Origin of the sequence: Methanobrevibacter olleyae, from assembly GCF_900114585.1 — an archaeon.
Taxonomy (GTDB): domain Archaea; phylum Methanobacteriota; class Methanobacteria; order Methanobacteriales; family Methanobacteriaceae; genus Methanobrevibacter; species Methanobrevibacter olleyae.
This window is the reverse complement of the sequence record NZ_FOTL01000015.1, coordinates 25,855-46,009: the sequence shown is the minus strand read 5'-3', so window position 1 is coordinate 46,009 and position 20,155 is coordinate 25,855. Positions and strand designations below refer to the sequence as shown.

Genomic DNA, 20,155 nt, shown 5'->3' with positions numbered 1-20,155 from the left:
AATAATAATATGTGTTTATAAATAAACACATAAAATTAACAAAATATAGTTTTATCTTTTTCTAAATGGAACTAATACTAAAATTAAACTTAAAAATAAAACTACTAATGGGTTTCCAGCTTTAGGTGAGCTTGGATTAGTTAAAACTGTTTTAGCAACAGGTTCTTTATTGATACCTGTATTATTATCAGTTTTTGTTTTATTAGTACCATTAGTTACATTATTTGTTTTATTAGTTACACTAGTGTTATTAGTTACATTAGTTTCATTTGTACTATTAACAGTTTCATTAGTTATATTATTTCCTGCAATAGCAGTATTAACTTTTATACCAGTACTAGTTGTATTAAATAGAATATCTAAACTTACAGATTCTCCAGGAGCCAATACTCCTTTATATGTCCATTTATTTATTCCATCAAAAGTCCATTCATTATTTTTATCTATGTAAGACAAATAAACTAAACCCTTAGAATATTTATTATCCTTAATATAAACACCAGTTAAATTACAATCACCAGTATTAGTTAAGATAATAGTAAAACTAACAGTTTCACCAACTTTAACAGTTTTATTATTTGAAATTTTTACAATAGTCATCTTTGGAGTGTAAACTGAAGTAGTGTTATTAGTAGTTTTATTATCAGTCTCATTAGATGAAGAAACTATAACATTAGTAAAGTTACCAGATTTAACTGTATTAAAAACTACAGTAAATTCTGCAGATTCATTAATATTCAATTGATTTTTGTAAACCCATTTACCATTATTATAATTCCATTTATTTCCTTCATCAATATAAGAATCATAAATTAAACCATCATAACTTTTTTCAAATACAGTAACACCATGAAGGATTGTATCACCCATATTTGTTACTCTAATTATGAATTCCACTTTTTCTCCATTTATAACAGTTTTATTTAAAGTAATTTTTTCAACTTTCATATCATAATTAGTTCCCATATATGTAACATTAAATAGGAATAAATTTTGAGTTGTTGAACTTCCTGCACTATAAAAATCAAATAATACCTGAGTACCATTAGCTAATATTAAACTAGCATTATAATTCGGTACACGGAATCCAGAATTATACAATGCAATTACTTCTTTAGTTAAATTGTTATCACTATTTCTAAAATCACGGTCTGTAAAGTCCCATAAACTGAAAGTTATATTGTCTTTTTCATCTGAGAAATAATATTTATAAATTAAAATCTTTAAGTATTCACTAACATCTTCACCAGTTAATTGGTTACGTGCTAAACTAAGATTATTTAATAAATACACATAATCAGGGAAGTTTAATGTTCTTTGTAAACAATATCCTTTTAAACCATCTTCTAAATCAAGCAAATAAGTAGTTTTATTAACATTTTCCACGTTTATTGTGGTAGTGTTAATATCTTCTATTTGATTAGGGCTTAAAGTATTATTCTTTTGATTTAATTCATTCAATACATAAATTTGTTTATCTTCTAATGCAGTATTATCTTTAAAATTATTATTTTCAATAGTAGCATTTTCAGCATAGATAATTCCATAACCTCTAGATGTGTTGTTTTCTAGATTACTGTTGTTTAAAACTAAATTTCCACTAATTATTGCAGATCCATCATAAGCATTGTTTTTAATGAAATTAGAATTATTAACAGTAGAATTTCCAAAACTAAATAATCCCCCACCATTTACTGCAGTGTTAGAATCAAAGGTTGATTCATTTACATCAGCATTAGATGCAACAAAAGCTCCACCACCAACGTATTCTGCAATATTATTGATAAAGTTATCATTTTCTGAATTTAACACATCCGCATAAACTCCACCACCATAATAAATTACACTATTGTTGATGAAGTTATTATTCTTAGAATTTAATTCTGAAGAATGTATTCCTCCACCATATTCTGCACTGTTGTTGGTGAAATTAGAATTATTAACAGTGCTTTCACCAGTAGCATATACTGCCCCACCAATATCAGTTGCATGATTGTTGGTGAAATCGGAATTGTCAATTTTAGCATCAGCACCATATACTGCTCCACCATTTTCGTTAGCAGAGTTATTGGTGAAAGTTGAATTGTTAACAGTGATATTTTTATTAGAAAATGCTGCTCCACCATGTCTGTTAGAAGTATTGTTTGTGAAATTAGAGTTAGTAATATTAACTTCTGATTGTGCACGTACTGCTCCACCTTCATCAGATGCCTTATTGTTTATGAAATTTGAATTTTCAATTACAATATTATCTCTAGCATATGCAGCTCCACCACTTCTTTTAGCAGAGTTATCAGTGAAGTTAGAATTATTTATAACACCTGCATCATATGATCCAACTGCTCCACCATCACCGTTAGTAGCAGAATTATTAACAAATACTGAATTATTAATTGAATATTCCGTATTGGTGTATATTGCTCCACCACCATTTTTTGAAGTATTATTAACAAAAACTGAATTATTTACAGTAGCGTTTGGAGCATATATTACTCCACCTTGGCCATTTTTAGAAGTGCTGTTAGTAAAAGTAGAATCAGATATGGTTAAATTACCATAAGCTCTTATAGTTCCACCTGAACCATCTGCACTATTATTGGTGAAATTAGAATTACTAATATTAGCATTTTCTGAAGAATAAAATGCTCCACCAGAAGAATTTGCATTATTATTATTAAATGTACTGTTAATTATAGTTAAATTTCCATTTCTAACATATAATGCTCCACCGTAGGAAGTTGCACTGTTATTATTAAATGTACTGTTAATTATAATCAGATTTCCAGAGTTAAATGATATTGCTCCTCCACTTCTGGTGGTTTTTCCATTTATAAATGTTAAACCATTTATAGTTATATTCTTGTTATAACTAATGGAAAAGATATAACCTGCTCCATTTGCATCTATTATTGCATTTCCTTTATTTAAAGCTTGTAAAACTAAATTTTTACCTAAAGTTATATTTACAAGATTATAAGTTCCATCAAGGAAACAAATTGTATCATCTGCTGTAGCAGCGGTGTATCCAGTAGTCCAGTTTGTTGGATCATCACTAGAAGAACCAGTACCTGTACCGTTAGAGCTAATATAAATTATATTACCTCCTCTTGATGGACCTTCTCTTAACGGGTTTGAATTTGATTTACTTTTAATACTATTTTCATTAGTGTTTGTTGAATTGTCTACAATATTTTTGGAAGTGATTGTTTCATCAGAATTACTACAGAGGGTATTTTCCTTAATATCTGTGGATTTTTCACCTATATTAGTATCTTTATTGTATTCATCAACACTAACACTGTTATCTGTATTACTAGTAGTATCCATAGAATTTAAATCTTTCTCTCCCATTATCACATTATCATCTGTGTCTAATGCAGATACTGAAGAAATAGTTAAAAATAATGAAAATATTAATAGTAATATAATTATCTTTTTCTTCATTTTTTTAAAACTCCTTATTTTTTTTAGATAGGAATCTAATATATATTTAATATTTAAATAAATCACTACAATTTAGTCTAAATTTCCTAGATTTAAAATAAATCTAGTTCATTTAAACTGGTTTATATTCAAATATATAATAAATATATTCCTCTAAACTTATATTGAATTTCATGATAAACTATATTTTTAGTAAAATATATTTAATCATTTAAATTCAAATGGAGAAGATTTCAAATTATAACATGTGTTAATTTAATATTAACCTATTATAATATTAGACTTAAACAAAAAAATATCTTTTATTTAAAAAGATATAATTTGTTCAAATCATAATATTATATATATTTATATTTATATAAACCTTTCGCTACTTTATGTTTAATAACGTTAAGTATTATAAAAATCAAGTAATTAAAACATAAAAATAAAATAAGCCTATAAAATTTTACAACCTCCTATTTTTAAGGCTCTTTCAAAAACTTTGTTGATGAACTTGATTAAGTTTTCGATTTTCATTCAAAATCAAATCTCTGGAATAAATTCTCTTTAAAACACCATGAATAGTCTTAAAAGTTCTTTTTCTTGATTTAGGTATAGTTTCTTAAAAAGCATTTTCAAGCTTATTATTTGTTCTCTCAATTTTCTTATCTTTTAAATGATAAATAAAGCTTTTATACCTAGAAACAATAAATTTTCTTATAATTTCATAAATAACATTATGAAATTCATTTTTTTACGATAAATTAAACCTTTGTAACTCTCTTTCAACTTCATAAATAATACATTTAAATCAAAATAAATCTTTAACCATTTTTTAATTGATCTTCACATTCTTTTATATTCCTCCCTTTTAGAAAGCTTATATTTCTCCCCCCATATAATCTTTTAATATTTTTTATTCAAACTCTTTTTAGCATGAAAAAATACAATAATTGATGTTTAAAAACCCTAATTTAGAAAAATTCAACAAAAAAAGATTAGATAATATTTTAACCTATCCATTAGCTGTATTTAACGTAAACAAAGAAAATAATAAAAGAAAAAAGATTATACAACAGATTAAAAATGGAATTATTGAAAAAATTAGATTCCTGGGAAAAATTTAAACCAATAAGGGCTAAAATAGAAGATTTTTTCAAATTATTAAAACAAGGATTTTAAATATGAAGAGAAATCCACAAATATACTCCAAAATCAGTTGAAAAAAACCGTTTATTTAAATGTATTTTTAGGATCACTGATAATATTACAATGATTCACTCAAAAACGACCATACAACAATTATCAGAAAACTAAAATCGTAAGGACCCTAAAAGATTTAAAAACTTCACGACAAGAATTAAATAATCTTACAAAAATGAGGATTGGAAAGAAGAAAAATCATTCATTAAAATCGCAACATATATATTGTTCAACATCTAAAATACTATTTGAAGCAATTGTTTTTTGTTTAAGCAATGATAAAAACTTAGCTCCAACCATTTATTAAATTTTACTATTTTTAAATAAAAATCAAACCATTTTTAAGAAAAAATTCTAAAAACCACTATTTTTTATTAAAAAAATTTCAATCAACAAAGTTTTTGAAAGAGGCTATAAAATTAATAAAATATATTTAATCTAAAATTCAAAAATAAAACTGTATATTCTAAAAATATGATTTTAAATTATAATAAGTTAAAATTATTATTAGGATTATAAAATTTTAAAGAATATTATTTTAAATAAATTACCTACAATTAAAGGAGAGTTAAAATGGCAATACATCCAATTGAATTTAGATATGGAACTCCAGAAATGAAAAGAATCTGGGAACAAGAAAATAAACAACAAAGAATGTTAGATATTGAATCTGCATTGGCTCAAGCTGAAGGTGAGCTTGGAATAATACCAAAGGAATATGCAGATGAGATTAAAGCAAAGGCAAGTATTGAATATGTTACCTTAGAACGTGTAAGTGAAATTGAAGCTGAAACCAAACATGACATCGCTTCCCTTTCAAAAGGATTAAGTGAAGTATGTGAAGGTGAAGCTGGAGAATATGTTCATTTTGGAGCAACATCTAATGATATTGTTGATAGTTCTAACTCTTTACTTTTAAAGGATTCTATTGAAGTTTTAGAAGAAAAAATAGAAAGATTAACTAAAATCATCCTTAAATTAGCAGAAGAAAATAAAACAAAAGTATGTATTGGCCGTACCCATGGTCAACATGCATTACCTACCACATATGGTATGAAATTTGCTATTTGGGCAGATGAACTTCACAGACAATATGACAGACTAGAACATGCAAAAGACAATGTTTGCCTTGGAATGATGGATGGAGCTGTTGGAACTACAGCAGCACTTGGAACTGATGGATGGGCAATTCACAAAAAAGTATCTGAAATCTTAGGACTTAAAGCTGCTCCAATTACTAATCAAGTTCTACAAAGAGACAATCATGTAGAATTCATAGCTACCCTTGCTAACATTGCTACAACCCTTAGTAAGATTGCTCTTGAAGTTAGAAACTTACAAAGAACTGAAATTCAAGAGCTAGGAGAATATTTCGACCCTGAAAAACAAGTTGGCAGTAGTACTATGCCGCATAAAATGAATCCAATTACTGCAGAACGTATTTGTGGTGTTGCAAGAATTGTAAAATCCTATGTGAATGCAGCTATGGAAAACAACCCTCTCTGGCATGAAAGAGACTTAACTAACTCTTCTTGTGAAAGGATTATGTTTCCAGAATCTTGTATTCTTACAGATTATATCCTCAACTTAACTATTAAATTAATGAATAATCTTATATTCTATGATGAAAACATTGAAAGAAACCTAAACTTTAGTAATGGATTAATCATGGCTGAAAGATTAATGGCAGAACTCACTAGAGCTGGAATGGGTAAACAAACTGCTTATGGAGTAGCTCGTAAAAATGCAATTAAAGCAAATAAAGAAAAACTCCTTCTTGCAGATTTAATCCTTGAAGATTCTGATGCTAGCCAATTCTTATCTAAAGAAGATGTTGAAAGAATTATGGATCCTCATACTTACATTGGTTCTGCACCAATAATAGTTGATGAAATTTTAGAATCATCTAAAGATTGGTTCTAAATCCAAGCTTTTTAGCCTTCGGCTAAAAACCTTGACCAAAATTTTTTAAAAAAAAGTTTGATTAATATTTTCATTTACTTTTTTTACTATTTTTTATTTTTATTGAAATTTTTAGATCTTTTAGTTTCATTATTTTTAACTATTTCTAAGTATTTTAATCATATTTTAGCAAATTTAAACTAAATGCAAACTAGTTTAATCATATTTAACAAATCTTAAACTAAATACAAACTAGTTTAATCATATTTAACAAATCTTAAACTAAATATAGGCTATTAAATAAGTATTTTTATAAGTAAAGCTAAAAATAATAATATGTTTAGAAAAATGAGAAGAGCAAAGCAAGCTTTATCTGAAGAGGAATGTGTTGATATTTTAATAAATGAACCTCATGGTGTTTTAGCAGTTTTAGGAGATGATGAATATCCCTATGCTATACCATTAAGTCATGTTTATATTGATGGTAAGATATACTTCCATGGAACTATAAAAAATAGTCATAAAAAAGATGCAATAAGAAAACATGACAAAGTTTCTTTCTGTGTAATTGACAAAGGAATTAAAGCTGAAAATGAATGGTGGTACACATTTAAAAGTGTTGTTGTTTTTGGAAGAATGAAAACAATTGATGATGTTGAAGATAAAATAAACAAATTAAGCCATCTAGGAAATAAATTCTTTCCAAGTGAAGAGGAAACAAAATCAGAAATTGATAGACTTTTAAACCTTACAGAGCTTTATGAACTTAAAATAGAACATATTAGTGGAAAAATAGTTGAAGAAAAATAAGCAAGCTTTTTAGCCTTCGGCTAAAAACCTTGACCAAAACTTTTTTCATTCTGTTTTTAACTAATTCTAATTTTTTTAAGTTGTGAAACTTTTTTTCATTCTGTTTTTAACTAATTCTAATTTTTTAACTAAAGTGGCTTTCTTGTTTTAAATTTAAACTATTCTTTAAAAATTCATACTAACAGCCGTTAGTTTTATTAACTAAAAGCATGAAAATAATATATGATTTTAACTAACAGGTGTTAGTTTAGATATGAAATTTATAAAAGTAAATTTATAAGAAAATTAGCTGTTTAAAAGAGATAATATGACTAAAAAGAATACTAAAGAAAAGATATTTAATATTTCTATTGATTTATTCTCAGAGTATGGCTATGATAGAGTAAGTATACGGCAAATAGCTAAAGAGACTGGAATAAAAGAAAGTTCTATTTACAATCATTATAGAAGTAAGGAATCTATTTTAGAATCAATATTAAATTATTATATCAAGGAAATGTTAAAAGAAGAAGCACCTTTAATGCAAGCATCTGATAGTTTAAATTTAGGTTTTGACCATTTCTACAAAGTAGGTAGTGAAAGATTTATATCAAAATTATCTGAAAGAGTGATGATGAAAATTACAAGAATCTTTTTAGTTGAATCATATCATAATGAAAAAATAAAAAATTTTGTAAAAGAAGCAATTATGGACTATGCAATTAAAGGTTGGATTGAGCTATTTGATTTAATGAAAGAAAAAAAGGTTATTGAAGAAGATTCCAACAGCAAACAGCTTGCAGAATCATTTTATTATTATGGATTATTCTTATTATATGAACACTTCATTATTAATTATCCAGAGGATGATGAAAAATTCATAAAGGAATTTGTAATAAGAGCTACAAATCATATGAAAATAATCTTTAATTCTGTAAAAATAAATGATAAAGAAAGTAATGAAGAGGATTGTAAAGATAATAAATAAGAAGATAATTAAGAAAATGTAAAGATAATAAAGTAGAAAACAACGAAACTATAAGATTAGAAGAAAAAAATAAGATAATAAGATCTTGCAAATAGGTGAAAAGATGAAATATCTAATAATCAATGGTTCTCCAAGAAAGAAAAATACATGGAGTATGGCTAAACAGGCTAAAACTAATTTAGAAGGAGAGTTTGAAGAAATACAATTAATGAAAGAGAAAATACCAATGTGTAATGGTTGTTTTAAATGTATAATGGAAGGAGAAGAAAACTGTCCTCATTATGAAATAGTAAACTCAATCCTAGAAAAAATTAAATGGTCTGATGGACTTATAATCACCTCTCCAGTTTATGCAATGAATGTTACTGCACTTATTAAAAATTTCTTCGATCATACTGCTTATCTCTATCATAGACCTAAGTTTTTTGATAAAAAAGCATTAGTTATTGTATCAACTGCAGGAGCTGGGCAAAAAGATGTTGCAAATTATATCGGTGAAAATTTAAGACATTGGGGATTTAATAAAATTTATCAAATAACTTATGCTTGCGGAGGAAAAGAGAGTATTAATACTGAAGAGATAAACAAAGTATCTCAAAAATTCCATAAGGATATAGTCTCTAAAAAATTACATGCCCCGAACATTGGAGATTTAATATTTTACAACCTTTGGAGAGCAATGATATCAACAAAAGAACCAATTAAAATAGATAAAGAATATTGGGAAAGTACTGGTTTAGTTAATTATGAATTTGCTCCAGATGTAAACTTAGGATTCATAAAAAAGATTTTTGCAAAAATAATGTTTTTTATCCTTAAAAAAGTGATAAAATAAAGAATAAATCATTAAATATCATGATAAATTTATTTAATAATAAATAAAAACATCAATTAGTACTCCTTTGAATATATAAAAGTTTATAAAAAACCTTTAAAATTAATTAAAAGAAAATTTAAAGAATATAAAAAACCTTTAAAATTAATTAAAAGAAAATTTAAAGAATATAAAAAACCTTTAAAATTAATTAAAAGAAAATTTAAAGAATTAAAGTGATTTTATGATTGAAAACGATTGGGACATGATTTTAGAAGAAGAATTTAAAAAAGATTATTTCTTAAAAATAAAAGAGTTTGTAGAAGATGAATACAAAAGAAAAACAATTTATCCCCCAAAAGAAGAAGTTTTTAATGCTTTTAAATTATGTCCTTTAAATGAAGTTAAAGTACTTATATTAGGTCAAGACCCCTATCATGAAAAGGGGCAAGCTCATGGACTTGCATTTTCAACACCAGAGGGAAATCCAATTCCAAGATCACTTAAAAATATCTTCAAAGAAATTAAAGAGGAATACAACTACCCTATTCCAGAGTCAGGATGTCTTGAATCATGGGCTAAACAAGGTGTATTCCTACTAAATACTGTGCTAACTGTTGAAGAGGGAAATGCAAACTCACACAGTAAATGCGGATGGCAAACTTTTACAGATAATGTGATTAAAATCCTAAATCAGCAAAAGAATCCTATTGTATTTTTATTATGGGGAAAACAAGCAGAATTTAAAAAAGAATTTATTACAAACCCTAATCACTTAATCCTCACATCTTCCCATCCAAGCCCCTTTTCAGCAAGAAAAGGATTTTTTGGATGTAATCATTTTAAATTAGCTAATGAATTCTTAAAAGAAAATAATTTAGAAGAAATCGATTGGAGAATACGAAATAAACAAGAAAAATTAATTTAACTTAAATTAAAATTTAAAAATATTTTAAAATAATTGTTCATTGATAAACAGTTTCTCAAGAAACATTTATATACATATAAAATTAATATAAAAATAGAATATTTATAAAAATGAAAATAAGCTATTTAAAAAAATAAAAAATATATTAGATGAAAGTATGAAAAAAGAAAATGAAAAAATAGATAAATATGATTCAATGCCTTTTATTGCATTAATTCATCACATATCCAAAAATAAACTAAGATATTATATGAAAAATCCAAATCATATAGATATGTTTCATGAAGGTCGCTATTTAATGGTAATCCATAAAGGAAAAGATTTATCTCAAGATGACCTAGCTAATATATTTAGTCAAAGCAAAGGAACAATAGCTAAAGCTTTAAGAAAATTAGAAGATAAAGGATATCTCGATAGAAAAATTGATGAAAATAATAGAAGAAAATATATATTAAAAACAACAAAAAAAGGAGAAGATTTAGCTATTTTATTAAAAAGAGATTTAAAAAAATGGGAAGAAAAAGTTGGAATTGATAAATTAGATAGTAAAACAAAAAATCAACTAAAAGAAATAGCTAGAAAAAGTGAAGAAATACTTAAAGAATAATTATTAAAATAGTTAGAAATACTAAAAGAATAATTATTAAAATAGTTAGAAATACTAAAAGAATAATTATTAAAATAGTTAGAAATACTTAAAGAATAATTTATTAGAATAATTACAGATTGGGATTCAATATGGCAAATAAAAATGTAGAATTAATGAGAGGAGAACCAGAAAAAGCTGTAAAAAAGCTTGCTATTCCGATTATGATTTCAATGCTTTTAACAGCATCATATAATATTGTAGATGGCATCTTTGTAGCAGGACTTGGTCAATCAGCAATAGCTGGAATTGGTTTTGTAACACCAATATTCATGATACTAAATGGAGTAAGTGTAGGGCTTGGAAATGGTGCAACAAGTAGTATAAGCCGTTTTGTAGGGGCTAAAAACCATAAAGGTGCAAGTGATTCAGCTGCACACTCATTATTAATCTTTCTTATAGCTTCAATAGCCTTAACAATAATCTTATTATTTATACAAGAACCCCTTTTAATAAGCTACGGAGCAAGTGGAGAATCTCTTGCTGAAGGAATAAGATACGGAACACCATTATTCTTAGGTTTATTTGCATTTATGTTTGGAAACGGTTGTAGTGGTATCCTTCGTGGAGAAGGAGATATGAAAAGAGCAATGTATGCTATTATTGTATCAGTTATCTTAAACACCATCCTAGATCCTATTTTTATTTACACAATGGGTTTAGGTTCAGCTGGAGCTTCCCTTGCAACTATAGTTAGTTCCCTTGGTTCTGCAATTGTAATTATGTACTGGATTCTTATTAAAAAAGATACCTATGTAAATGTAGATTTAAGAGAATTTAAATTCAACAGCAAAATAGCTAAAGATATCCTAAAAGTAGGGGTTCCTTCCTCAATGGATATGTTTATGATGTCTATTGCTATTAGTTTGTATCTAATATTCATATCCAGTATTGGAGGAGAATATGGAATTGCTTCATTTACATCAGGTCAAAGACTCTACCTATTTGCAATAATGCCCCTTACAGCTATTGGTAGTGCTGTTGCAGCAGTTTCAGGTAGTGCATTTGGAGCAAAAAATGGAGATTATTTATCAAGAGCACACTTTTACGGAGTAAAGTTCGCAATAGCATTTGGTACAGCAGTAACTATAATTCTTGTAGCATTTGCTCCGCAACTTGCAACTATTTTTGCATACACAAAAGAAACAGCTATCTTAGTTCCAGAAATTACAAAATTCCTTAGAATCGCTTCTCTATGTCTCCCACTTACTGGAGCAGGTATGATTTCAAGTTTCTTATACCAAGGAATTGGTAAAGGAACAACAAGCCTTGCATGGACCATTATAAGAGAAGTTATATTTACAGTAAGTGCTACCTATATACTTGGAATAGTCTTAGCTTGGGGATTAGTAGGAATCTGGACTGGACTTGCTCTAGGAAGAAGTTTAGCAAGTATTTTAAACTTTAGCTATGCAAGATACACCATTAAGAAAATTAGGGTAGAATTTGATAATTAAAAAATAGAATTAAATTTTATAGAAAATAAGTACTAAAAAGAATTAAATTTTATAAAAAATAAGTATAAAAAATATTATAAAAAATATAATAACTAGTAAAAAAATAACTATTAAAAATATTGAAATTTGCTATTATAAAATAGCATCTTTCATTGATTTAACATAATCTATAAGAGGTTCTCTTGCATTTTCTCCATGCTCTGCAATAATGTTTACAATTGCACTTCCTACAATAATACCATCAGCTATTTTTGCAATATTTTCTGCTTGTTCTGGAGTATTAATACCAAAACCAACTGCAGTTGGAACATCAGTTACTTCTTTTATATCACTTATGATGGACCTTAAATCCGTTCTAATCTCTGATCTCATTCCAGTAACACCTAATGATGAAACAACATAAATAAATCCACTTGCCTCACTTGCAATCATTTGTATACGTTCCTTTGAAGTTGGTGCAATTAAGCTAATTATATCAATACCATATCTATTAGTAACATCAAGAATTTCATCCTTTTCATCATAAGGAAGGTCTGGTGAGATAATACCGCAAATATTTAATTTTCTACATTTTTTGAAAAATTCATCATAGCCATAATAGAAAACTGGATTTATATAAGTTAAAAATACTAAAGGAATATCTGACTTTTCCCTAATTTGTCTAACTGCTTCAAAAACATCATCAGTATTTGTATTATTTTTTAATGCCCTAAGGTTTGCTTCTTGAATAACTGGTCCTTCAGCAACAGGGTCTGAAAATGGAATGCCAATTTCAATAATATCACAACCTGCCTCCTCCATAGCTAAAACATATTCTACAGTTTTTTCAATTGTAGGGTCTCCAGCAGTTAAAAATCCAATAAAAGCTTTTCCATTAGAAAAAGCATCACTAATTTTAATTTTTTCACTCATTTAAACACCTTTTAAAGATTTATCAAAAACCATTTTATCTTTTTTATTTTTGCTAGAATTATTCGTATAATTCTACTCCTTTATAACGAGCAATAGCTGCCACATCTTTATCTCCACGGCCAGATAGATTAATAACAATTATATCATCTTTATCCATATATCCTGCAACTTTCATTGCATAAGCTATTGCATGAGAAGATTCAATAGCTGGAATAATACCTTCCATTCTTGATAGATATTCAAATGCCTCAACTGCTTCATCATCTGTAGCTGAAACATATTTAGCTCTCCCAATATCATGTAAATAAGCATGTTCCGGGCCAATTCCAGGATAATCAAGACCTGCTGAGATAGAGTATACTGGAGAAATTTGGCCATAGTTAGCCTGACAGAAATAGGATTTCATACCATGGAATATACCTAGCTCTCCTTTAGCTATTGTTGCTGCATGATATTCTGTATCAATTCCATTGCCTGCAGCTTCAACTCCTACAAGTCTGACTTCTTTATCATTAAGAAAGTTATAAAATGCACCCATTGCATTACTTCCTCCACCAACACAAGCAATAACCATATTAGGCAATTTTCCTTCAAGTTCTAATATTTGTTCTTTTATCTCTTCACTAATCACTGCTTGGAAATCTCTAACTATTGTTGGAAAGGGGTGTGGCCCCATTGTAGAACCAATTACATAATGAGTATCATCTACCCTTGAAATCCATTCCCTAAATGCATCATTTACAGCATCTTTCAATACTTTAGAACCAGTAGTTACTGTATGAACCTTAGCACCTAATAATTCCATACGGAATACATTAAGAGCCTGTCTTTTTGTGTCTTCTTCACCCATAAAGACTTCACATTCCATACCCAATAATGCTGCAGCAGTAGCTGTTGCTACACCATGTTGACCTGCGCCAGTTTCAGCTATAACCCTAGTTTTGCCCATCTTTTTTGCAAGTAAACATTGCCCAAGTACATTATTAATTTTATGAGCTCCGGTATGGTTTAAATCTTCACGTTTTAAATAAATCTTAGCTCCACCAAGATCTTCTGTCATTCTTTTTGCATAGTACAGTAAAGAGGGTCTCCCTGCATATTCTTTTAAAAGAGTATTCAATTCCTCTACAAATTCAGGATCTTCTTTAAAGTGATTATATTGTTTTTCTAAGTTTAAAAGTTCATTCATTAATGTTTCAGACATATATTGTCCACCATGAACTCCAAATCGACCTCTACTCATATTTTCTCTCCAATTTAAAAGTTTAAATATTAATTATCAATTTATTAAAAATTATTAAAATGATTAATTTGTTAAAAATTATTAAAAGATAAAATTATTTCCTATATTTCTCAAGGATTTCAACTATTTGTTTAATATTATAAAATTATTTCCTATATTTCTCAAGGATTTCAACTATTTGTTTAATTTTTTCTTCATCTTTAAAACCTTCTGTTTCTACCCCACTACTTAAATCAACAGCATAGGGATTGAATTCTTTAATAGCTAAACCAATATTTTCACTATTAAGTCCACCAGCAAGGAAAAAAGGTTTTTTAAGCATTTCATTATCTTTATCAATTAAATTCCAGTTAAATGTATTACCAGAACCTTTTCCACTATCTAAAATAAAATAATCAGAAACTGAATCTCGCCACTCTAATAATTTTTCATTAAAATCTATATCATTATTAATTTGATTATTATCGTCATATTTTTTATTATTTTCATCATTATTTTTTATTTCAATTGATTTAATCACCTTAATCTCTCGACCAGTAATTTCATAAGAGATAGATTTTAAGTTTTGAATATATTTCTCATCTTCATCACCATGAAGTTGAGCGATTTCTATTATTCCCTCTTTAAATAAATCAACGATAAATTTTAAATCTTCATTTACAAAGACACCTACAGGGATAATATCCTCTTTTAAAAGACCAGATAATTCTTTAGCTTGATTGAATGAAACTTGACGTGGACTTTTAGCAAAAACAAAACCAATATAATCAATATTGTACTTATTAACAATATCAATATCTTTAACTCTTCTAAGTCCACAAATTTTAAGTTTTAACATAAAAATTACCTAAACACGAATATTTTTAAAAATTTACTTAAATAACTAAAAAATAACCAAGAAAATAATCAAGAAAATAACTGAGAAAATAGCTAAAAAGCAAATTATTAATTCTATTATTAAATTATAATTCTAATCTAATAAATTTTACCTGTATTTGCTATAAAATCACAACAAGATATAAATATATTCCCTAAATTAGCTTTTTAATAAAAATAGTCAAAATGATTAGTTATTATATTATTATATAAGAAAACCATATTTTAAGAGAACTAAAGATTTACTCACCTTCTAAATAATCAATCATTTTTGCCTTATCATCACTTTTCATTAAAAGTTCACCTATTAAAACTACATTAACATTGTTTTCTTTTAATAAATCAATATCTTCTTTTCTTTTAACACCACTTTCACAAACAAAGATTATATCCTTTGAGATTAATTTTCTAAGGTTTATTGCATTATTAAAATCAACTGTAAAATCTTTTAAATTACGATTATTCACTCCAATAATCCTTGCTCCACAATCAATAGCAGTGAGAAGTTCTTCTTCATCATGTGCTTCAACAAGTGCAGATAAACCAAGAGAATGTGCTAATTCAATATAATTCTTTAGAGTTTCTTTATCTAAAATAGAGCAAATCAACAATACAGCACTTGCACCTATTGTTTTAGCTTCATAGATTGTATATTCATCTACAACAAAATCCTTTCTAAGAATTGGAATACTTACATTCTCTGATACAGATTTTAAGTATTTATTGTCTCCTTTAAAAAAATATGGTTCTGTAAGTATTGAAATTGCTGATGCCCCAGCCTTTTCATATTCTTTTCCAATTCTCACTGCATCAAAACCATCTTCAAGAACAATGTCTCCTTTAGAAGGGGACGCTTTTTTAATCTCACAAATATAAGACATTCCTTCTTTTTTAAGAGCATTTTCAAAGGGATAAGCACTATCTCCTTCAAGAGTTATTTCCATAGATAAAGCTTTTTGCTTAATTTCTTCTAAAGAACATTGTTTTTTTAACTTTTCAACTCTTTTATAGGTTTTTTCAGTGATTTTATCTAGAATCATAATAACACAATAAACAATGAAATTTAAAAATAAAATTTAAAAAATAATTAATAAAAATTATAAAAATAATTAATAAAAATTATAAAAATAATTAATAAAAATTATAAAAATAATTAATAAAAATTATAAAAAATAATTTTTAGTTAAAATAAAGATCTTTAATTAATTAAGAACTGATATTTGAATAGAATAAGTTTTTAAGCATTGGATAACCTAATAAACTCATTTAATTGTTTTTTAGCAAGGCCACGATCAATAATATCTTCTGCTAATTCTACACCTTCTTCAATAGTATTTACTTTACCTGCAAGGTATAAAGCTGCACCTGAATTAAGTAAAACCACATTTCTTTTAGGACCCATTTCACCAGACAAAATATTGCGAGTGATTTGTGCATTAAATTCAGAATCTCCACCAACTAGATCTTCTTTAGAGCATGATTTAAAACCAAAATCTTCAGGTTTTATAGTATATTTAAGAAGTTCACCATTTCTTACTTCACATACTGTTGTTGGAGCACTTGCAGATATTTCATCAAGCCCATCTTGACCATAAACAACCATTGCATTTACACCAATATTATTTAAAACATTTGCAAGAGGTTCTACAAGTTCTTCAGAGTAAACGCCCATTAATTCATAGCTAGCAAAGGCAGGATTTGCAAGCGGGCCAAGAATATTAAAAATTGTCTTTATTCCAAGCTCACTACGTACAGGAGCTACATATTTCATAGCACTATGATATTTTTGTGCAAATAGAAAGCTCATTCCAATTTCATTAAGTATTTTAAAACTTTCTTTAGGATCTAAATTAATATTTACACCAAGAGCTTCAAGTACATCTGCAGCACCACATTTACTTGATGCAGAACGATTTCCATGTTTTGTAACAGGCACTCCTGCAGCAGATATTACAAAAGCAGATGTAGTAGATATATTAAATGAATTTGAAGAGTCTCCACCAGTTCCAACAATTTCAAGAGTCGGCATATCACATTCAAGACGTGTTGCATTATTTCTCATAGATACTGCAGAACCAGATATTTCATCTATTGTTTCTCCTTTAAATGATAGTGCAGTAAGATAAGAACTAATTTGAACATTGGTTGCTTCTCCCCTCATTATTTCATCCATAGCGCCTTTTGCCAATTCAAATGATAAATCTTCTTTATTTGATAATTTTAATATTGCATCTTCAATAAAAGTCATTTTTAATTCCCCATTAAATAATAATTGATAAGTATGAGATTTTGAAATTTGATTTAAAAATTAATTATTATAATATTAATGTATACTTTAATATATGTAATGTTCTATTTAAATCTTTGTTGTATAAATATATACATTAAAGTAAATAAATGTTGAAAATATGATTTTTTAAATAAAGATTGAACAACAACAATGCAAAATAAGAAATTTTAAAAAAATAATAAAATAAAAAAATAGTATAAATAAAAATTAAAAAAATAATAAAATAATAAAAGGGTATAAATAAAAATTAAAAAAATAATAAAATAATAAAAGGGTATAAATAAAAATTAAAAAAATAATAAAATAATAAAATGGTATAAATAAAAATTAAAAAAGTTAGAAATCTATTTTAAGTTTAAAAAGTTTTCAATAATTTTTAATCCATCTGGAGTTAATATAGACTCTGGGTGGAATTGAAAGCCATAAATATTAGAGTTTTTATATTTTACAGCCATTATTTCACCATCATCTGTTTTAGCTAAAATATCCAAATCATCAGATAAACTCATCTTTTCAACAGCTAAAGAATGATAACGAGCTATTTGAATCTCATCATCTAAATCATTGAAAATAAAATCATCACTAAGTTTTATAATAGATGTTTTACCATGCATTAACTCTTTAGCATGTATGATATTAGACCCAAGTGCCTCACAAATAGCTTGGTGACCAAGACATACTCCTAAAATAGGAATATCCTTAGCAATATACTCTTTAACAATCTCCTTAGAAATACCTGCATTTGATGGTTTTCCAGGACCTGGAGATAAGATAATATAATCCGGATTTAAGTCACTTATTTCATCAATATTCATTTCATCATTACGAATAACTTTAATTTCATTATAAATTTTAGCTAAATCTTCTTTACTAGTTAAATCATAGCCTTTTATATTAGCTAAAGCCTCTCCAATGTATTGGTATAAATTATAAACAAAACTATCATAATTATCCACTAATAAAATCATCAAATACCCTCATACTACCAATAAAATCATCAATACCCTCATCAGCTATTTTTAAAGCATCCATAACTGCTTGTGCCTTATTAATACACTCTTTAAATTCATTTTCTGGAATGCTATCTGCTACAATACCTGCACCAGATCTAATAAATACCTTATTATCCCTTGCAAAAGCTATTCTAATAGCTATGCAAGTATCTAAATTACCAGTTAAATCTATATAACCAATAGCTCCACCATAAATTCCTCTTTTATTATCTTCAAGTTCATTAATTATCTCACATGCCCTTATCTTAGGAGCTCCAGATAAAGTTCCAGCAGGTAAAATTGAATCAATTGTAGATAAATAGTCACAATTTTCCCTAAGACTTGCTTCAACAGTTGAGCCTATATGCATTACATGGGAAAATCTAACAATATCCATATATCTATTAACTTTTACAGAACCTATTTCACTTATTTTACCAATATCATTTCTTCCAAGATCAACTAGCATATTATGTTCTGCTCTTTCCTTATCATCAGCTAATAACTCTTCTTCTAAAGTTTTATCTTCTTCATCTGTTTTTCCCCTTGGACGAGTTCCTGCAAGGGGAAATGTATAAACATTATTATCTACAAGTTTTACAAGAGTTTCAGGACTTGCACCTGCAATCTCTATATCATCACTTGAGAAATAGAACATATATGGAGAAGGATTTGTAGTTCTAAGTACCCTATAAACATCCAATAGACTTCCTTCAATATCTGCTTCAATTCTATTTGATAGAACAACTTGAAATATATCTCCTTCACTAATATAATTTTTAGCCTTTTTAACCATCTTAGAATATTCATCTTTAGAAAATAAATATCTAAAACCGGATTTAAGCTTAATAGGTAAATGTTTAGTAATTTCTTTTCTATAACTATCTAATTCTTTAAGTGAATTTAATTTACTCATCTCTTCTATCGCTTCAATTGTTTTTTTATTAGTTAAATGGCTAGCAAAGTCATCATTTAATAAATCTATAATATCTGCTTCAATAACATCAATTATATCAGAAATTGATCTACAGGCATCTTCATAGCTTTCTTCAATCGATTTAGAATTTTCTTTATTCACATTGTCTTTATCATTTTCACCATTAATTTCCATATTAACAATTACAACTATTTTTTGTTTAAAATTATCAAAGGCAATCACTTTATCAAAAAGCATTAAATCAACATCTTTAAATGCATCTTGATTTTCTGCATCTAAAACTAAAGAAGCTTCACTATATTTAATATAATCATATGAAAAATATCCTACAAGACCTCCAGAAAATGGAGGTAAATTATCTAATTTTACAGATTTATTTTCATTGATAATTTGGCGAATATATTCTCCAGGATTATTAGTTTTGACACAAAAACATTTTTCATTCTCATCTTCAATTTCACAATCACTAAAACTTGACTTTCCCTTTATTATAAGAGTTTCATCTTGGCAAGTAAGTTCAAGAATAGGATTAAAACCTAAGAAGCTGTATCTACCCCAATTTTTAGAATCTTCAACACTTTCAAGCATATAACAATGATTACTTAGAATTTTAAGCCTTCTTAAAACTTCAATTGAAGTTCTTTTATCTGAAAATATTTCAAAGCTAATTGGAATCCTTTTATAAGATTTATCCTTAGCTATTTCTTTTACATCTTCAATCTTAGGGTAAAACATATCTTTTCTCCTTTTGT

15 protein-coding genes and 1 pseudogene are annotated in these 20,155 nt (G+C 27.1%); 8 read left to right on the top strand and 8 right to left on the bottom strand.

All coding sequences use genetic code 11. From position 1 onward, the window contains the following. Positions 1-51: 51 nt before the first annotated feature. Positions 52-3,444 (bottom strand): DUF11 domain-containing protein, encoded by a 3,393-nt coding sequence (locus BM020_RS05420; RefSeq protein WP_074798034.1) that lies wholly within the window; start codon positions 3,442-3,444, stop codon positions 52-54. A gap of 959 nt (positions 3,445-4,403) precedes the next feature. Here BM020_RS05420 and BM020_RS09325 point away from each other — a divergent pair. The 8 genes and pseudogenes from BM020_RS09325 to BM020_RS05385 form a co-directional block, all read left to right on the top strand. Continuing rightward, positions 4,404-4,743, top strand: a pseudogene (locus tag BM020_RS09325) (IS5/IS1182 family transposase); the annotation flags it as partial. 459 nt (positions 4,744-5,202) lie between these two features. Next, the gene (gene purB, locus BM020_RS05415) at positions 5,203-6,552 is read left to right on the top strand and encodes an adenylosuccinate lyase (RefSeq protein WP_067148909.1); all 1,350 of its coding nucleotides are present in this window, start codon (positions 5,203-5,205) and stop codon (positions 6,550-6,552) included. Between the two features lie 315 nt (positions 6,553-6,867). After that, complete coding sequence (locus BM020_RS05410) at positions 6,868-7,341, top strand: pyridoxamine 5'-phosphate oxidase family protein (RefSeq protein ID WP_067148906.1); 474 nt, start codon at positions 6,868-6,870, stop codon at positions 7,339-7,341. Positions 7,342-7,648: 307 nt separating this feature from the next. After that, complete coding sequence (locus BM020_RS05405; protein ID WP_074798508.1) at positions 7,649-8,308, top strand: TetR/AcrR family transcriptional regulator; 660 nt, start codon at positions 7,649-7,651, stop codon at positions 8,306-8,308. A gap of 103 nt (positions 8,309-8,411) precedes the next feature. Next, positions 8,412-9,143, top strand: coding sequence for a flavodoxin family protein (locus BM020_RS05400; RefSeq protein WP_067148900.1), 732 nt, complete (start codon positions 8,412-8,414; stop codon positions 9,141-9,143). Between the two features lie 223 nt (positions 9,144-9,366). Next, positions 9,367-10,050: a uracil-DNA glycosylase gene (gene ung / locus BM020_RS05395; protein ID WP_067148897.1), complete on the top strand. Its 684-nt coding sequence runs from the start codon at positions 9,367-9,369 to the stop codon at positions 10,048-10,050. 157 nt (positions 10,051-10,207) lie between these two features. Further along, positions 10,208-10,657, top strand: coding sequence for a MarR family winged helix-turn-helix transcriptional regulator (locus BM020_RS05390; protein ID WP_067148894.1), 450 nt, complete (start codon positions 10,208-10,210; stop codon positions 10,655-10,657). A gap of 131 nt (positions 10,658-10,788) precedes the next feature. Next, positions 10,789-12,153, top strand: a complete 1,365-nt coding sequence (locus tag BM020_RS05385) for an MATE family efflux transporter (protein ID WP_067148891.1) — start codon at positions 10,789-10,791, stop codon at positions 12,151-12,153. A gap of 132 nt (positions 12,154-12,285) precedes the next feature. On the opposite strand, the gene trpA is transcribed toward BM020_RS05385, so the two are convergent. The 7 genes from trpA to BM020_RS05350 form a co-directional block, all read right to left on the bottom strand. Further along, positions 12,286-13,065: a tryptophan synthase subunit alpha gene (gene trpA, locus BM020_RS05380; protein ID WP_067148888.1), complete on the bottom strand. Its 780-nt coding sequence runs from the start codon at positions 13,063-13,065 to the stop codon at positions 12,286-12,288. Between the two features lie 58 nt (positions 13,066-13,123). Next, a complete protein-coding gene (gene trpB, locus BM020_RS05375) occupies positions 13,124-14,308 on the bottom strand; it encodes a tryptophan synthase subunit beta (RefSeq protein WP_067148885.1) in 1,185 nt (394 codons plus the stop codon). A gap of 145 nt (positions 14,309-14,453) precedes the next feature. Next, positions 14,454-15,146: a phosphoribosylanthranilate isomerase gene (locus BM020_RS05370; protein WP_067148882.1), complete on the bottom strand. Its 693-nt coding sequence runs from the start codon at positions 15,144-15,146 to the stop codon at positions 14,454-14,456. Between the two features lie 280 nt (positions 15,147-15,426). Then, on the bottom strand, positions 15,427-16,224 hold the full coding sequence (gene trpC, locus BM020_RS05365) for an indole-3-glycerol phosphate synthase TrpC (RefSeq protein WP_074798506.1): 798 nt from the start codon (positions 16,222-16,224) through the stop codon (positions 15,427-15,429). 197 nt (positions 16,225-16,421) lie between these two features. After that, the gene (gene trpD, locus BM020_RS05360) at positions 16,422-17,432 is read right to left on the bottom strand and encodes an anthranilate phosphoribosyltransferase (protein ID WP_067148876.1); all 1,011 of its coding nucleotides are present in this window, start codon (positions 17,430-17,432) and stop codon (positions 16,422-16,424) included. A 386-nt stretch (positions 17,433-17,818) separates the two neighbouring features. Next, complete coding sequence (locus BM020_RS05355) at positions 17,819-18,442, bottom strand: anthranilate synthase component II (protein ID WP_067148873.1); 624 nt, start codon at positions 18,440-18,442, stop codon at positions 17,819-17,821. Then, entirely contained in the window at positions 18,423-20,138 is a 1,716-nt protein-coding gene (locus tag BM020_RS05350; RefSeq protein WP_067148870.1) for an anthranilate synthase component I family protein, read from the bottom strand. The genes BM020_RS05355 and BM020_RS05350 overlap by 20 nt, the downstream gene beginning before the upstream one ends. Positions 20,139-20,155: the final 17 nt, after the last annotated feature.

Bases quoted from the DNA above. Each gene is read 5' to 3' on its own strand.
- BM020_RS05420 (WP_074798034.1), bottom strand. From the start codon at position 3,444: ATGAAGAAAAAGATAATTATATTACTATTAATATTTTCATTATTTTTA.
- purB (WP_067148909.1), top strand. From the start codon at position 5,203: ATGGCAATACATCCAATTGAATTTAGATATGGAACTCCAGAAATGAAA.
- BM020_RS05410 (WP_067148906.1), top strand. From the start codon at position 6,868: ATGTTTAGAAAAATGAGAAGAGCAAAGCAAGCTTTATCTGAAGAGGAA.
- BM020_RS05405 (WP_074798508.1), top strand. From the start codon at position 7,649: ATGACTAAAAAGAATACTAAAGAAAAGATATTTAATATTTCTATTGAT.
- BM020_RS05400 (WP_067148900.1), top strand. From the start codon at position 8,412: ATGAAATATCTAATAATCAATGGTTCTCCAAGAAAGAAAAATACATGG.
- ung (WP_067148897.1), top strand. From the start codon at position 9,367: ATGATTGAAAACGATTGGGACATGATTTTAGAAGAAGAATTTAAAAAA.
- BM020_RS05390 (WP_067148894.1), top strand. From the start codon at position 10,208: ATGAAAAAAGAAAATGAAAAAATAGATAAATATGATTCAATGCCTTTT.
- BM020_RS05385 (WP_067148891.1), top strand. From the start codon at position 10,789: ATGGCAAATAAAAATGTAGAATTAATGAGAGGAGAACCAGAAAAAGCT.
- trpA (WP_067148888.1), bottom strand. From the start codon at position 13,065: ATGAGTGAAAAAATTAAAATTAGTGATGCTTTTTCTAATGGAAAAGCT.
- trpB (WP_067148885.1), bottom strand. From the start codon at position 14,308: ATGAGTAGAGGTCGATTTGGAGTTCATGGTGGACAATATATGTCTGAA.
- BM020_RS05370 (WP_067148882.1), bottom strand. From the start codon at position 15,146: ATGTTAAAACTTAAAATTTGTGGACTTAGAAGAGTTAAAGATATTGAT.
- trpC (WP_074798506.1), bottom strand. From the start codon at position 16,224: ATGATTCTAGATAAAATCACTGAAAAAACCTATAAAAGAGTTGAAAAG.
- trpD (WP_067148876.1), bottom strand. From the start codon at position 17,432: ATGACTTTTATTGAAGATGCAATATTAAAATTATCAAATAAAGAAGAT.
- BM020_RS05355 (WP_067148873.1), bottom strand. From the start codon at position 18,442: ATGATTTTATTAGTGGATAATTATGATAGTTTTGTTTATAATTTATAC.
- BM020_RS05350 (WP_067148870.1), bottom strand. From the start codon at position 20,138: ATGTTTTACCCTAAGATTGAAGATGTAAAAGAAATAGCTAAGGATAAA.